The organism is Herbaspirillum huttiense, assembly GCF_047300815.1.
Lineage (GTDB): Bacteria > Pseudomonadota > Gammaproteobacteria > Burkholderiales > Burkholderiaceae_D > Herbaspirillum > Herbaspirillum huttiense_A.
On the sequence record NZ_CP178608.1, the window covers coordinates 5053101 to 5066108 of the forward strand.

Genomic DNA, 13008 nt, shown 5'->3' on the forward strand with positions numbered 1-13008 from the left:
ATCGCGTGGCGCATCGCACATCGCCGGAGCGCAAGCATGGTGCAAGCCGGCACCGATTTGGCGCGGACACGATGCGCCAGCATCGCTCACGGATGCCGCAGCCAATGAAGCGTTGAGCCGTTCGCTATTAATAGCGAAAACCGGCATCCCGCATCATCGACATCGCCAGAGGGCATTGGCATGAACCTTGCTGAAAAGCGAGCGGGAGCCGGCGAGTCCGGTCTTGAGTCAGCACAATTTGCAATGGACAGCTAGGGTTCCGGTTCGCTGGTGCGGATGTCTGGTCCGAGAGCAGTCGACCTCGCAAGGGGTTACACGGCGGGAGAAAAGCCCGGGAGATGACGCGTTCGCAACGACCGCGCCGCTCCCGGGCTTTTTTCCAATAAACCCTTCGAGGACCCTACGCCGTGTACAACATTTCCCGAATCCTTGGTGGCGCTGCCATCGCCCTGGCCGCCTTCACGGGCGCGCTTTCATCGGCCCACGCCGCCCCCCGCACCGACTTCAAGGTCTGTACCTCCATCTATGCCGGCTGGATGCCCTGGGGCGAAGCCCAGGCGCAAGGCATCCTGGCCAAGTGGGGCAAGAAGTACGGCATCACCATCAGTGCCGTGCAGTTGAACGACTACGTGGAGTCGATCAATCAGTACACCGCCGGCAAGTTCGACGGCTGCACCATGACCAACATGGATGCGCTCACCATTCCCGCCGCCGGTGGCGTGGACTCCACGGCGCTCATCGTGGGCGACTATTCCAACGGCAACGATGGCATCGTCTTGAAGGGCAAGAACAAGAAGCTGGCCGACATCAAGGGCCAGTCGGTGCAGCTGGTGGAATTCTCGGTCTCGCACTACCTGCTGGCGCGCGCGCTGGAGACGGCCGGCCTGCGCGAGCGTGACGTCAAGGTGGTCAACACCAGCGATGCCGACATCACTGCCGCCTTCGCCACCCCGGCCGTCACCAGCACGGTGACCTGGAACCCGATGCTGTCCTCGATTGCGGCCTCGCCCGATGTGTCGCTGGTCTACACCTCCAAGCAGTTGCCCGGCGAGATCATGGACCTGATGGTGGTCAACACAAAAACCCTGCAGGAGAACCCCGCCTTCGGCAAGGCCCTCACCGGTGCCTGGTACGAGATGATGGCCATCATGACCGCCAAGGATGAGCGCGCCACCCGCGCACTGACCGCCATGGGCAAGGCTTCCGGCACCGACCTGGCAGGCTTCCAGTCGCAGCTGGCGGCCACCGCCATGTTCTACCAGCCCAAGGCGGCGCTGGAATTCGCCACCAAGAAGGAGCTGCCGGCCATCATGGGCCGCATCGCCAAGTTCAGCTATGACCACGGCATCCTCGGTCCCAACGTCAAGAGCGCTGATGGCATCGGTGTCGCCTTCGACGGCAACGTGGTGATCGGCGACAAGAAGAACGTCAAGCTGCGCTTCGATCCGGCCTACATGAAGATGGCGGCCGACGGAAAACTTTAAGTTTTTCGCGCGCACGCGCGCCCGGCTTCACCACAACAACTGCATCACGCCCTGTCATGCGCGGGTCCGGCAACGGACCCGCCGGGGCCTGCTCGTCCCTCGCTTTCACCTTGATCCACGCTGATTCCAGACCACCCAACGGAGAGAACCTTGACTACCTACGCCACTTCCCTGTCGCGCCTTTGCGGCCTCGGCACCTGCGCCGCTGCCCTCACCACCCTGCTGGCCTGCGCTCCCGCACTGGCCGATGATGCGGCGCCGGCTGCGGCCCCTGCCGGCCCGTGGACCATCACCAAACACATCGACCTGGCCTCGCGCTACGTGCTGCGCGGCGTCACCACCACCTATGGCAACGGCCAGCCGCTGGGCAATGCCGGTGCCGACGCGCCCGAATCGGACCAGGCCGCGCTGCAATGGGGCATCGATTTCGTCCACAGCAGCGGCTGGAGCTTCGGCTACTGGGCCTCGACCATCAATTATTCGTACAAGCAGCTTGGCAACTCCTATAGCGATCGCAGCATCACCGAATTCCAGAAGCCGCGTTCGGTGGAAAACGATTTCTACTTCGCTTACGCCGGCAACATCAGCGGCGACCTCGGCTATACCCTGGGCATGACCGGCTACTACTACGCCAACGGGCGCCATGCCAATGCGCTGGAAACCAAGGCCGGCCTGACCTGGGGCGCGCTGTCTTTCAATGCGCAGACGCTGCTCAACGACGTGGTCTGGGGCAACAAGGGCGATACCTACTGGACTCTGGTCTACACCAAGCCGCTGCCCTACGACATCACCTTCACCGGCACGCTGGGCGCCTACACCTACAGCCGCGAGGGCAAGTATCTGGGCACCCGCGATACCGCCACCGGTGCCGCCTGCGGCGCGGGCCAGGCCTTCGTGGTCAATGGCTGCTTCGCCGGCAACGGCCCCAGCAGCGGCGGCCTGCGCCACCTGACGCTGGGCCTGTCGGCGCCCTTCCCCGACTCGTCCATCACCTGGTCGCTGCAGGCCATCCTCGGCGGCTACAACCGCTTTGACGTCAAGCAGGGCAACCAGCTGGTGGGCATGCTGAGCTGGGGCTTCTGAAGCCGCGCTGCCTACACGCAGGGCTTGATACCTCCCGGGTATCAAGCCGCTGATGCGGGCGCGTCAGACATTTCCGACATCAAAAGCGCAGGATGACTGATCCCCCCGCGGCGTCATCGCGCGCATCATGGCTCAGCCGTGGGCAAGGCAAGACCTTGCTCACGCTCCGGATTTCCCTCAAGGAAACGCGCCATGAAAAAAATAAGCATCTCCGCCAATCGCCGCCGTTTCCTGCGCGGCGCCCTGACCGCCGCACCCGCGGCGGCGCTGGTTGTGACCACCGGCAGCCTTTCCGCCAGTGCCCAGGAACAAGCCGGCAACACCCCCCACAAACCCGTCTTCTTCAACCAGGATGAATTCGCGCTCCTGAGCGCCCTGGCCGATACCCTCATCCCAGCCGACGAAACTGGACCCGGCGCGCTGGAAGCGGGCGTGCCCGCCTTCATCGATGCGCAGATGAACACCCCTTACGGACAGGGCCAGCTGTGGTACATGCAGGGCCCTTTCACCCCGGACGCCCCGCCCGAGTTCGGCTACCAGCTGCCCTATCCGCCGCGCGAACTGTACAAGAAGGGCCTGGCCGAATTCGACGCGGCCATCCGCCAGCAATACGGCCACGGCTATGTGGAACTGAACACCCAGCAACGCGAAAAGATGATGGGCGAGTTCGAGAAGGGCGACCAGGGCAGCATCAAGATGGCCACCATCCCGCCTGCAGCGCTGTTCAACCTGTTGCTGCAGAACGTGCACGAAGGCTATTTCTGCGACCCCACCGATGGCGGCAACAAGGGGATGGCTTCCTGGAAGATGATCGGCTTCCCCGGTGCCCGCGCCGACTATTACGACTGGGTCGACCAATACGGCCGCACCTATCCCCTGCCCCCGATCTCGCGCGGCTGATCGCTGCCTCCCTTAGCATCGTCTGACCCCGAAAGCCCAAGCATATGGCCAACAAGAACATGAAAACAGTCGACGTCGTCATCGTCGGCTTCGGCTGGACCGGTGCCATCATGGCCAAGGAAATGACCGAGGCCGGACAAAGTGTGGTGGCGCTGGAACGCGGCGTCTATCGCGACACTTACCCGGACGGCGCCTATCCCAAGACCATCAATGAGCTGGAATACCAGCAGCGCTTCAAGTTATTCCAGAATCTGAACAAATCCTCGTTCACCTTCCGCCGCAAGAGCGCCGACAGCGCTATCCCCTATCGCCAGATCGCCATGTTCAAGCCGGGCGAAGGCGTGGGCGGTGCGGGCCTGCACTGGTCGGGCTGCCACTGGCGCATCCTGCCGGAAGAGTTGCGCATGCGCAGCCACTACGAGGAACGCTATGGCAAGGGTTTCATTCCCAAGGACATGACCCTGCAGGACTGGGGCGTGACCTACGAAGAACTGGAGCCGTATTTCGATTTCGCCGAAAAGATGATGGGAACCTCCGGCACCGCCTACCGCGTGGGCGGGAAGGTGGTCGACGACAGCGGCAATCCCTTCGAGGCCAACCGCTCGGACAACTTCCCGCTGCCGGCACAAAAGGAGCAATACCAGGCCGCGCTGTTCCGCAAGGCCGCGCAGCAGGCGGGCTTCCACCCCTTCACCCTGCCCTCGGCCAATGCCTCGGCGCCCTACGTGAACCAGTACGGCTGCCAGATGGGGCCCTGCACCTTCTGCGGTTATTGCTCCGGCTATGCCTGCTACAACTATTCCAAGGCCTCGCCCAACGTCAACATCATGCCGGCCCTGCGCAAGAGTGCGCTGTTCGAATTGCGCAGCAGCTGCAACGTGCTGCGCATCGAACTCGACAGCAGCCGCAAGAAAGCCACCGGTGTTACCTACGTGGATGCCAATGGCGATACCGTATTCCAGCCGGCCAACATCGTCATCGCCAGTACCTTCGCATACAACAATGCGCGGCTGTTCCTGCTCTCGGGCATCGGCAAGCCCTATGATCCGGTGAGCAACACCGGTGCGGTCGGGCGCAACATCGCCTTCCAGATGATGTCGACCATCAACGCCTTCTTCGATCCGGGCAAGAACATCAACGGTTTCATCGGTGCCGGTGGCAATGGGGTGGCGGTGGATGATTTCAATGGCGACCACATGGACCACGGCCCGCTGGGCTTCGTCGGTGGTTCGCCGATCTGGTGCAACCCGGCCGGGGCCAAGCCGATCTCGGGCATCGCCGTGCCCAGCGGTACGCCCAAGTGGGGCCGCGACTGGAAGCGTGCGGTCAAGGCCAGCTACCTGAACACCATGTCCTTCGACGTGCATGGGGCCAACATGGTCTATCGCGACGTGTATGTGGATCTCGATCCCAACTACAAGGATGCCTTCGGCCAGCCGCTGCTGCGATTCACCTTCGACTGGAAGGACAACGACATCCGCATGAGCCGCTACGTCACCGACCAGGCCGTCAAGATCGCGCACGAACTGAAGGCGCGCGAGATCAAGGTCACCGTCAAGGACTTCGGGGCCGCGCCCGACCTGCGCAGCTACCAGACCACGCACTGGGCCGGTGGCGTGGCCATGGGCACGGATCCTTCCACCAGCGTGGTGAACCGCTACCTGCAGAGCTGGGATGTGCACAACGTGTTTGCGGTGGGCTCGGGCGTGTTTGCCCAGGGCATCGGCTACAACCCGACCGGGGCGGCCGTGGCGCTGACCTACTGGTCGGCACGCGCCATCCGCGAGCAGTACCTGCAGGACCCGCGGCCGCTGGTCAGCGCGTGAAGACGGGAGCGATGATGAAACGACTGATCCTGATCTCGGCCCTGGCGCTCGGTACGGCGGCGCTGGCCGCCAGTGCCGCCTACAACCTGGCGCATGCCGATGAATCGCTGAGCGTTCCTGCACCACCCAAGCCGCCCGTGGGCGCGCGCCTGCTCAACCGGGAAATCGCACCGCAACGACCGCTGGCCACGCCGCCAGCCGATGCGGCACTGGCCGAGCGCATCGCCAGGCAAGGCAGCCCCAGTGCCGATGACCAGCAACTCTTGCGCGGCGCCTACCTGGCACGCGCCGGGGATTGCGTCGCCTGCCACACCAGCAAGGGGGGCGCGCCTTTCGCAGGAGGACTGGCGCTGGCCTCCCCGATCGGTGCGATCTACTCCACCAACATCACGCCGGACAAGGAACACGGCATCGGCGAATGGAGCTATGAGGACTTCGCGCGCCTGATGCGCACCGGCGTGACCAAAGCAGGTCATACGGTCTATCCGGCCATGCCCTATCCCTCGTATTCCCGCCTGACCGATGAGGACATGCAGGCGCTGTATGCGTATTTCACCAAGGCCGTGCCGCCCTCATCGCAGGCCAATCGCGCCAATGACATCCCCTGGCCCTTGTCGATGCGCTGGCCGCTGGCGATCTGGCGCAAGCTGTTCGCGCCCACGCCTGCGCCCTATGCGGCACCGGCCGGGACCGATGCGCAACTGGCGCGCGGGGCTTACCTGGTCGAAGGACTGGGCCACTGCGGCAGCTGCCACACGCCGCGCTCGACCACGATGCAGGAGAAGTCGCTGCGCGATGACAGCAGCCGCCTGTATCTCTCCGGAGGACAAGTGGTCGATGGCTGGAGCGTGCCGTCACTGCGCAATGAACATGGCGGCGGCATCGCGGGCTGGAGCCAGGCCGACCTGGTCGACTTCCTGCGTACCGGCCGCAACCAGTACACGGCTTCCTTCGGTGCCATGAATGACGTGATCGAGCATTCCATGCAATACATGACGGACGCCGATCTCAACGCGATGTCGCGTTACCTGTTGAGCCTGGCACCACGCAACGGCGCCGAGCCTTATCGCTATGACGAGGCCACGGCCACGGCGGCTTACGAAGGACGTCCGCAGACGACAGGGGCGGCGCTCTACCTGGATCGCTGCGCGGCCTGCCATCGCAGCAACGGCACCGGTTATGGCAAGGCCTTCCCGGCGCTGGCCGGCAATCCGGTGCTGCAGACCCAGGATGCGACCTCAGCCATCCGCATCATCCTGCAAGGGGGGCGCCAGCCCTCCACCGATGCCGCCACGGCGGGACTGGTGATGGCACCGTATGCGCAGCTGCTCAACGATCAGCAGGTGGCCGAAGTGACCTCCTACATCCAGACCGCCTGGGGCAATCGCGGCGCGACCGTGAGTGCTGCCGATGTGGCCAAGATCCGCAAGACGGCCAAGCCGGTGGAGGAGCGGGCACCGTGAGGCGCCATCCGGCTCAATACTTCACATTGGCCGAGAGGTAGACCGCCCGCCCATCCCCCGGCGCATGCCGGGTCTGGTCGTTGATCCAGACATATTCATAGTATCGATTGGCCAGGTTCTTGAGCTGCAGTTCCAGGCTCAGCTTGTCGTTGACCTGATAAGTCGCGCTGGCATTGAAGAGCGTATAGCCACCATACTTGCCGCCGGTATTGGCGGTGGTCAGGTAGTAGCTGCCCTGGCCGTTGACCGAGGCCGACAGCTTCAGGTCCGCCGTGGCCTGGTAGTCGATGCCACCGGAATAGACCTGGCGCGGCACGTGGTCGATTTCCTTGCCGAGGGTGTTGGGTGCGGTCGGGTCCGGCGTGATGATTTCCGAACGCTGGCGCGAATACGCCAGCCACAGCGTGGTGCCCTTGCTGGCGCGCAGGTTGATCTGCAGGTCGACACCATTGCGCTTGGTCCGTCCCACGTTTTCCGAGTCGCCCGTGGGATCGTTCAGGCGCCGCTTGACCTCATCCGAGGCACGCTGCTCCCACACCGCCACGCGGCCATCGAGCCAGTCCACCGGGGTGAACTTGACGCCGCTTTCCCAGCCGTCATTGATGGAAGGACGCAGGTCATTGTTGTTGGACTTGTAGGCCGCCGCGCCCGCGCCGACCTGGAAGGTGCGGCCCCAGTTGGCATACAGGCTGGCCTCGCGGATCGGTGCGTAGACCACGCTCAGCTTGGGCTGGCGGATGTAGCCGTAATTCTGGATGCCATAACTCACCCCGCGCGAGGGATCGTTGAAACGTCCTCCCACATGGTCGACCCGGTAACCGGGGATGATGCGCAGCGCTTCCACCGGCTTGATCACAGCCTGTACATAGGCACCGACCGTATCGAAGACGAAGTGATGGTCGCGCGTCTGCGATACGCGCACCTTGTTGACGGTGTTGTAGCGCGGGCTCTGGTCTTCCTGGCGCTCCATGCTCAAGCCGCCTTCCAGGGCCAGGTCGCTCATGCCTTCGAGCGCCTTCCAGCGCGGGCGATAGGTGGCATTGGTCAACAGGCCGTAGTGGGTCTCGTCGATGAGGCGCTCCTGCTGCGAGGTCGTGGAGGAATACCGCAGCCAGCGCTGGTCGCGCACGCGATTGAGATAGAGCTTGGCACCGACCGAGAGCTGGTCATCGATGTCGCCGTCGAAGTGCAGGCTGACCTGGTCCATCTGGCGGTTGCCGCCATCAGACTGGGCATAGGCATAGGACGAGGTCGGGTTGCTGCGCGCGTCCTGGGCCGTCAGGTAGCCCGGTTCCTGGGCATAGGCATTGGCATGACGGATGCTGAGGCCCGTGCGATAGCGGCCATCGTCGCTGGTGTAGAACCACTTGCCGGAGAAGGCGATGTTCTCGGCCTGGGCATGGTCGCGGTAGCCATCTGATTTTTCGTAGCCGACGAAATAATTCTGCGACCAGTTGCCGTTTTCCACTCCCTTGACCACCTGCACCTGGCGCGTGTTGAAGCTGCCATAGGTCAGGCGCGCCTCGTCGTAGTTGCCGCCCTGGCGGGTGACGATATTGACGTTGCCGGCGATGTTGTGCAGGCCGTAGCGCGCGTCGTTGGTGCCACGCACGACCTCGATGCGGGCGATATCGAGCGGGAACAGCGTGCCCAGGAAAGGCATGCCACCCGCGTTATCGTTGCTGGGGACGCCGTCGATGAGCAGCTTGACCGCATTGACCTCGCCCTCGCCGTTGAAGCCACGGAAGGACAGCTTGCCCGACTCGTTGCCCTGGCGGAACTGGGTCAGCATCACGCCCGGCGACTGCGCGAACAGCTCCCAGTTGTATTGCGCCTGCTGTTGCTGGATGCGATCAGCCCCGATCAGGTCCACCGAGGTCAGCACGTTGTTGAGTTGCAGCGGGCCGCTGCGGCGAGCGCTCACCTCCACGGTACCGAGCGTCAGTGAAGAATCCTCGGCGGCGCTGGCCGATTGCGCCAGCGCCCAAGGGGCGGCCCCCAAGGCCAGCAGGCCGGACAGGGCGGTAAGTTTGAATACGGGTCGTGCGCGATGCAGCGGCCCGGGCCGGCGGGCAAAGTGAGTCGTCATTGGTCTTGTAGTGGTCCAGGCAGAGCATGCGGCCTCCCCCGGCAGCTGCGCTGCCGTCCCCTGGATGCCGCATGGGAAATCAGGAGCCGCAAGGATAAGCTGGTATGACCAGTTGTTGAATGTGGCAATTTGTCGCAGGGGCTTGCACCCCTACGCCATTTCTTCAAACTGATCCCGCGCGCATGAAAAAACCGGACCTCCGCAGACTCGATTTCGTTGAGACCGAATCTGGATCAGGCTGCGTCCCCCAGCGCCACCGAGGCCTTTTGCGCCAGCCCCCAGCCACCGTAGAAGGCCACATGCGCCATCGCCTCGCCCAACTGCTCACTGTGCAAGCCATGATGCGCGGCCAGGGCCAGATAGCCCGGGAAGCGCTCAGTCTGGCCCAGTGCCGCCAGCGCGGCCAGCGTCACCAGCACACGTTCACGCGCGGCCAGGCCGGGACGGCACCAGATCATCCGCTGCAGGACCGATCCGGTGAAGTGCGCCAGCGCCGGTGATGATGCGGCCATCTCACCGGTCCCGAAGACCGCTTCCTGAAGGGTCGGCGGAACGACATCGTCCAAGGCCAGCAATTGCGGTGCCGCGGCCGCCTGCACGTCGACCTGCAAGCCCCGCTGGCGCAGCACTTCGCGCGCGGCGCCGATGGCGGCAAAGGCATTGGCCAGGCTGGCATACGGGCCCAGGTGGGTCAGCACTTCGCTCAATGCATCGGCCGACACGCCGCTGTCGAGCGCCTTGTTGAAATAATGCGGGTAGGCCAGCGTGGCATTGCGTGCCACCAGCACGGCCACCGTGACCAGCGCGCGCTCGCGCGGGGCCAGGCCGGGCCGGCTCCAGAGTTCATCCACAACGTGCTTGCGGGTGAGATCGACCAGCGCCGGGGCAACGCTGGAAAGCATGTCGAACAGGGCATCGGTTGCGGAGGCTTGTGTCATGGCGGATTCCTTGATGGTGAGGGCGCTGGTCCGGGGATCAAACGCGGCCGCGTGCGAATTGCGCCGCCACCTCGGCCACGCGCTTGCCCAGATAGGCGGCCGTGGCCAGGTCACTGGCACCGGGCGTGATCTCGGCAGGAGCATCGTCCGATTGCGCCATGGCACCCAGCCAGCCGCCGATGCGGTTGAGTTCATCACCGCTCTTGCCGGGGAAGAGATCGACCCCGGTCCAGAGCATGCCGTGCTGGGCCGCGAACAGCGCCAGGGTCACCAGGGAATTGAGCTTGTCGCCGTGCAGCGCGCCGGAATTGGTGAAGCCGGCCGCGACCTTGTTGCGCCAGGTCTGCGGGATCCACGCCTGGCGGGTGGAGTCTTCCATGAACTGCTTGAAGCGCGCCGAGATGGTGCCGTTATAGGTCGGCGAGCCGAAGATGATGGCGTCGCTGGCGGCAATGGCAGCCCAGTCCACGCTGCCGGCCGACAGCGGCACCAGGATGGATTGAGCCCCGGCGACTTCCTCCACGCCGCGCGCGACGGACTGCGCGAGTTTTTCGGTATGGCCGTAGCCGCTGTCAAAGACGATGCTGATGTTCATGTTTTCTCCTGTGGATAAATCAAACTGTTCGGGACCGGGGAATGACGTAACAGGCTCATTCTGCGCAAATGGATTACATGACGGTAGCAGTGCAATCCTTTAGGATTCATCAAGATGAACTTATCAATCCAATTTTCGGGGAGCAACCGCCATGGATACGTCGCAACGGGTACGTGCCATCATTTCCTTCGTGCAGGCTGCCGACAGCGGCAGCTTCGCCGGTGCCGGGCGGACACTGGGCATCTCCTCAGCTGCGGTGAGCCAGAATGTGGCCGGGCTGGAGACTGCGCTGGGCGTGCGCCTGATGAACCGCACCACGCGCAGCCTGAACCTGACCGAGGAAGGCAGCGCCTTCCTGCGTCAGGCACGCATTGCGCTCGATGCGCTGGAACAGGCGACCGATGACGTGGTGGCGGCACGCGCGACACCGACCGGACGCGTTCGCATCTCCACCAGTGCGGCCTTCGGTCGCGAACAGTTGCTGCCGCTGCTGCCTGGCCTGAGCCAGCGCTATCCGGCCTTGTCGGTGGAAGTGGATTTCGATGACCGCATCAGCGAGCTGGTGCAGGACGGTTATGACCTGGCGATCCGGGGCGGACGCATCGCCGATTCGTCGCTGGTCTCGCGCAGCATCTGCAAACTGAACCTGGCGCTGGTCGCCAGTCCCGCCTATCTGGAGGCTCGCGGCACACCGCGCCGCCCGCAGGATCTGCACAAGCACAGCCTGATTACGCGCAAGTTCCTGGGCGGCAAGGTGTCACCCTGGAATTTCCAGGGCAGCGACGGCAGCATCATGACCTGGAATACCGAACACGCACTGCTGACCTTGTCCTCGCCCGAAGCGCTGGTCCAGGCGGCCCTGGCCGGCATGGGTATCGCCGAAGTCGGGGTGCATCACGCGTGGCGCTATCTGCAACGCGGGCGATTGAAGGTGCTGCTCTTGCGCAGCCATCATCCGGGCAACTACGAAATGTGCCTGCAATACCCGCACCGGGCGCTGATCGCGCCGCGTGTGCGGGTGGCGGTGGATTACCTGCTGGAAGGCTTCGCCGCCAGCGAGGAACTGCACGTTCCGCTGTCCGCCTTGCGCAAGTACGCGGCCTGAGAACGGCAGCGATTCATTCCTGCTCGATCAGGGCCAGGTAGGGACCAGGCTGGCGCAGGACCGCGATGTTACCGGTGATGTGGCCCAGCTTGACCAATCCCTTCGAGTAAGCGAAGTCCTTGTAGAACAGGGCGATATTGCCCCAAGGCGCATAGAAGGCGATATCCCCGCTGCGCGGCGTATAGCCCTCGGGCTCGCCGCGCGTGGCCAGCTTGCGTGGCAGCTGGGCGATCTTCTCGGTCTGGTTGTAGTCCGACAGCTCCAGCGTCAGCGGCAACAGGGCGGCGAAGTCGCGGGCAGCCGAACCGGGTTCGAGACGCGCGGTCAGGACGGTATCGGCGATGGTGATGCGCAGGGTCATGGGCAGGCTCTTGGCAGGGGTACGGGTCTGCGCCGCTGCCGTCATCGGGCAGAGGCTCATGGCGCCGGCCATCAGCGCGGCAATCACGGTCAGGCGCGGCAGGAGTGAGAAAGACATGGGCAGTCCGAAGGCAATCGATCGGACCTGATTGTCGCTGCATCATCGGTCCGTGATTAGCCCCGCCGGCCTGAATGCCGTCATCAGCCCAGCTTATGAATCAGGCCTTCTGTCATCACCCCGGCTGACGTGGGCGGCTGTCGTAGCGCAGGGCATTGACCACCAGAGAGAACGCCGGTGAAGGCTGGCGGCGGCTGGGATAGTAGAGGTGATAGCCCTCGAAGACCGGACACCAGTCCTCCAGCACCCGCACCAGCTGGCCGTTCTCCAGATAGGATTGCAGCTCGTCTTCGGGCAGCAGCACCACGCCCAGCCCGGCCAGGGCCGCATCGATCTGCGGCGGCACGGTGTTGAAGATGAGCGAACCGTCTACACGCACGTTGATCTTTTCGCCGTCCTTTTCAAAATCCCATACGTAGAGCCCGCCCGAGGAGGGCATGCGCTGGTTGATGCAGTCCTGGACCATCAGGTCGTTCGGATGCAGCGGCACCGGATAGCGCGTGAAGTACTCGGGCGAGGCTGCCACCACCATGCGCAGCGGCGGGCCGATGGGCACCGCGATCATGTCGCGGTCGATGGTCTTGCCCCAGCGCACGCCGGCATCGAAGCGGTCGGCCACGATGTCGCGCAGGGCGTAGCTCATGTCGAATTCCAGCTTGATGTCGGGGTATTGCTGCAACAGCGGAGCCAGCTTGGGCAGCAGCACGCGCTGGATCATGCCGTCGCCGCAGGTGATGCGCACGGTGCCACCAGGTTTTTCGCGCAGTGCGGTGAGGGCATCGAGCTCGGCCTCGATCTCGTCGAAGCGGTTGCCGATCGACTGGATCAGGCGTTCGCCAGCGGGCGTGAGCGAGATGCTGCGCGTGGTACGGGTCAGCAGGCGGATCTGCAGGCGCTCTTCGAGGCCGCGGATGGCTTGCGACAGCGCAGATTGCGTCACGCCCAGCGTGGCGGCGGCACGCGTGAAACTGCCCTCGCGCGCCACGGTGACGAAACCCAGCAAGTCATTGAGATTGCGTTTGATCATGCAGCCACCCTTCCTGTGGT

At 64.1% G+C, this 13008-nt stretch carries 11 protein-coding genes and 1 riboswitch; of the genes, 6 read left to right on the forward strand and 5 right to left on the reverse strand.

The window, feature by feature from the left end; translation table 11 throughout:
* The first annotated feature begins 240 nt into the window (after nucleotides 1-240).
* A riboswitch (guanidine-I (ykkC/yxkD leader) is annotated at nucleotides 241-340 on the forward strand.
* Between the two features lie 67 nt (nucleotides 341-407).
* The 5 genes from ACLRDN_RS23175 (at nucleotide 408) to ACLRDN_RS23195 (ending at nucleotide 6756) form a co-directional block, all read left to right on the forward strand.
* Nucleotides 408-1484, forward strand: a complete 1077-nt coding sequence (locus tag ACLRDN_RS23175) for a putative urea ABC transporter substrate-binding protein (RefSeq protein WP_413458182.1) — start codon at nucleotides 408-410, stop codon at nucleotides 1482-1484.
* Between the two features lie 150 nt (nucleotides 1485-1634).
* On the forward strand, nucleotides 1635-2567 hold the full coding sequence (locus ACLRDN_RS23180) for a TorF family putative porin (protein WP_413458183.1): 933 nt from the start codon (nucleotides 1635-1637) through the stop codon (nucleotides 2565-2567).
* 192 nt (nucleotides 2568-2759) lie between these two features.
* Nucleotides 2760-3467, forward strand: a complete 708-nt coding sequence (locus ACLRDN_RS23185; protein ID WP_413458184.1) for a gluconate 2-dehydrogenase subunit 3 family protein — start codon at nucleotides 2760-2762, stop codon at nucleotides 3465-3467.
* Nucleotides 3468-3511: 44 nt separating this feature from the next.
* A complete protein-coding gene (locus tag ACLRDN_RS23190; RefSeq protein WP_413458185.1) occupies nucleotides 3512-5293 on the forward strand; it encodes a GMC family oxidoreductase in 1782 nt (593 codons plus the stop codon).
* 11 nt (nucleotides 5294-5304) lie between these two features.
* The gene (locus ACLRDN_RS23195; RefSeq protein ID WP_413458186.1) at nucleotides 5305-6756 is read left to right on the forward strand and encodes a cytochrome c; all 1452 of its coding nucleotides are present in this window, start codon (nucleotides 5305-5307) and stop codon (nucleotides 6754-6756) included.
* Between the two features lie 13 nt (nucleotides 6757-6769).
* Here ACLRDN_RS23195 and ACLRDN_RS23200 read toward each other — a convergent pair whose 3' ends face one another.
* The 3 genes from ACLRDN_RS23200 to ACLRDN_RS23210 all read right to left on the reverse strand — a co-directional run bounded on the left by ACLRDN_RS23200 (nucleotide 6770) and on the right by ACLRDN_RS23210 (nucleotide 10378).
* Complete coding sequence (locus tag ACLRDN_RS23200; protein ID WP_413458187.1) at nucleotides 6770-8845, reverse strand: TonB-dependent receptor; 2076 nt, start codon at nucleotides 8843-8845, stop codon at nucleotides 6770-6772.
* 233 nt (nucleotides 8846-9078) lie between these two features.
* Nucleotides 9079-9783 (reverse strand): carboxymuconolactone decarboxylase family protein, encoded by a 705-nt coding sequence (locus tag ACLRDN_RS23205; protein ID WP_413458188.1) that lies wholly within the window; start codon nucleotides 9781-9783, stop codon nucleotides 9079-9081.
* A gap of 37 nt (nucleotides 9784-9820) precedes the next feature.
* Entirely contained in the window at nucleotides 9821-10378 is a 558-nt protein-coding gene (locus ACLRDN_RS23210) for a flavodoxin family protein (protein WP_413458189.1), read from the reverse strand.
* Between the two features lie 151 nt (nucleotides 10379-10529).
* On the opposite strand from ACLRDN_RS23210, the gene ACLRDN_RS23215 reads away from it, so the two are divergent.
* Nucleotides 10530-11483 (forward strand): LysR family transcriptional regulator, encoded by a 954-nt coding sequence (locus ACLRDN_RS23215; protein WP_413458190.1) that lies wholly within the window; start codon nucleotides 10530-10532, stop codon nucleotides 11481-11483.
* Nucleotides 11484-11496: 13 nt separating this feature from the next.
* Here ACLRDN_RS23215 and ACLRDN_RS23220 read toward each other — a convergent pair whose 3' ends face one another.
* The gene (locus tag ACLRDN_RS23220) at nucleotides 11497-11961 is read right to left on the reverse strand and encodes a cyclophilin-like fold protein (protein WP_413458191.1); all 465 of its coding nucleotides are present in this window, start codon (nucleotides 11959-11961) and stop codon (nucleotides 11497-11499) included.
* 115 nt (nucleotides 11962-12076) lie between these two features.
* Nucleotides 12077-12988: a LysR family transcriptional regulator gene (locus ACLRDN_RS23225; RefSeq protein WP_413458192.1), complete on the reverse strand. Its 912-nt coding sequence runs from the start codon at nucleotides 12986-12988 to the stop codon at nucleotides 12077-12079.
* Nucleotides 12989-13008 lie beyond the last annotated feature (20 nt).

Excerpts from the sequence above, each read along its gene's own strand:
- ACLRDN_RS23185 (WP_413458184.1), top strand. The coding sequence starts at position 2,760 with ATGAAAAAAATAAGCATCTCCGCCAATCGCCGCCGTTTCCTGCGCGGC.
- ACLRDN_RS23190 (WP_413458185.1), top strand. The coding sequence starts at position 3,512 with ATGGCCAACAAGAACATGAAAACAGTCGACGTCGTCATCGTCGGCTTC.
- ACLRDN_RS23195 (WP_413458186.1), top strand. The coding sequence starts at position 5,305 with ATGATGAAACGACTGATCCTGATCTCGGCCCTGGCGCTCGGTACGGCG.
- ACLRDN_RS23200 (WP_413458187.1), bottom strand. The coding sequence starts at position 8,845 with ATGACGACTCACTTTGCCCGCCGGCCCGGGCCGCTGCATCGCGCACGA.
- ACLRDN_RS23205 (WP_413458188.1), bottom strand. The coding sequence starts at position 9,783 with ATGACACAAGCCTCCGCAACCGATGCCCTGTTCGACATGCTTTCCAGC.
- ACLRDN_RS23210 (WP_413458189.1), bottom strand. The coding sequence starts at position 10,378 with ATGAACATCAGCATCGTCTTTGACAGCGGCTACGGCCATACCGAAAAA.
- ACLRDN_RS23215 (WP_413458190.1), top strand. The coding sequence starts at position 10,530 with ATGGATACGTCGCAACGGGTACGTGCCATCATTTCCTTCGTGCAGGCT.
- ACLRDN_RS23220 (WP_413458191.1), bottom strand. The coding sequence starts at position 11,961 with ATGTCTTTCTCACTCCTGCCGCGCCTGACCGTGATTGCCGCGCTGATG.
- ACLRDN_RS23225 (WP_413458192.1), bottom strand. The coding sequence starts at position 12,988 with ATGATCAAACGCAATCTCAATGACTTGCTGGGTTTCGTCACCGTGGCG.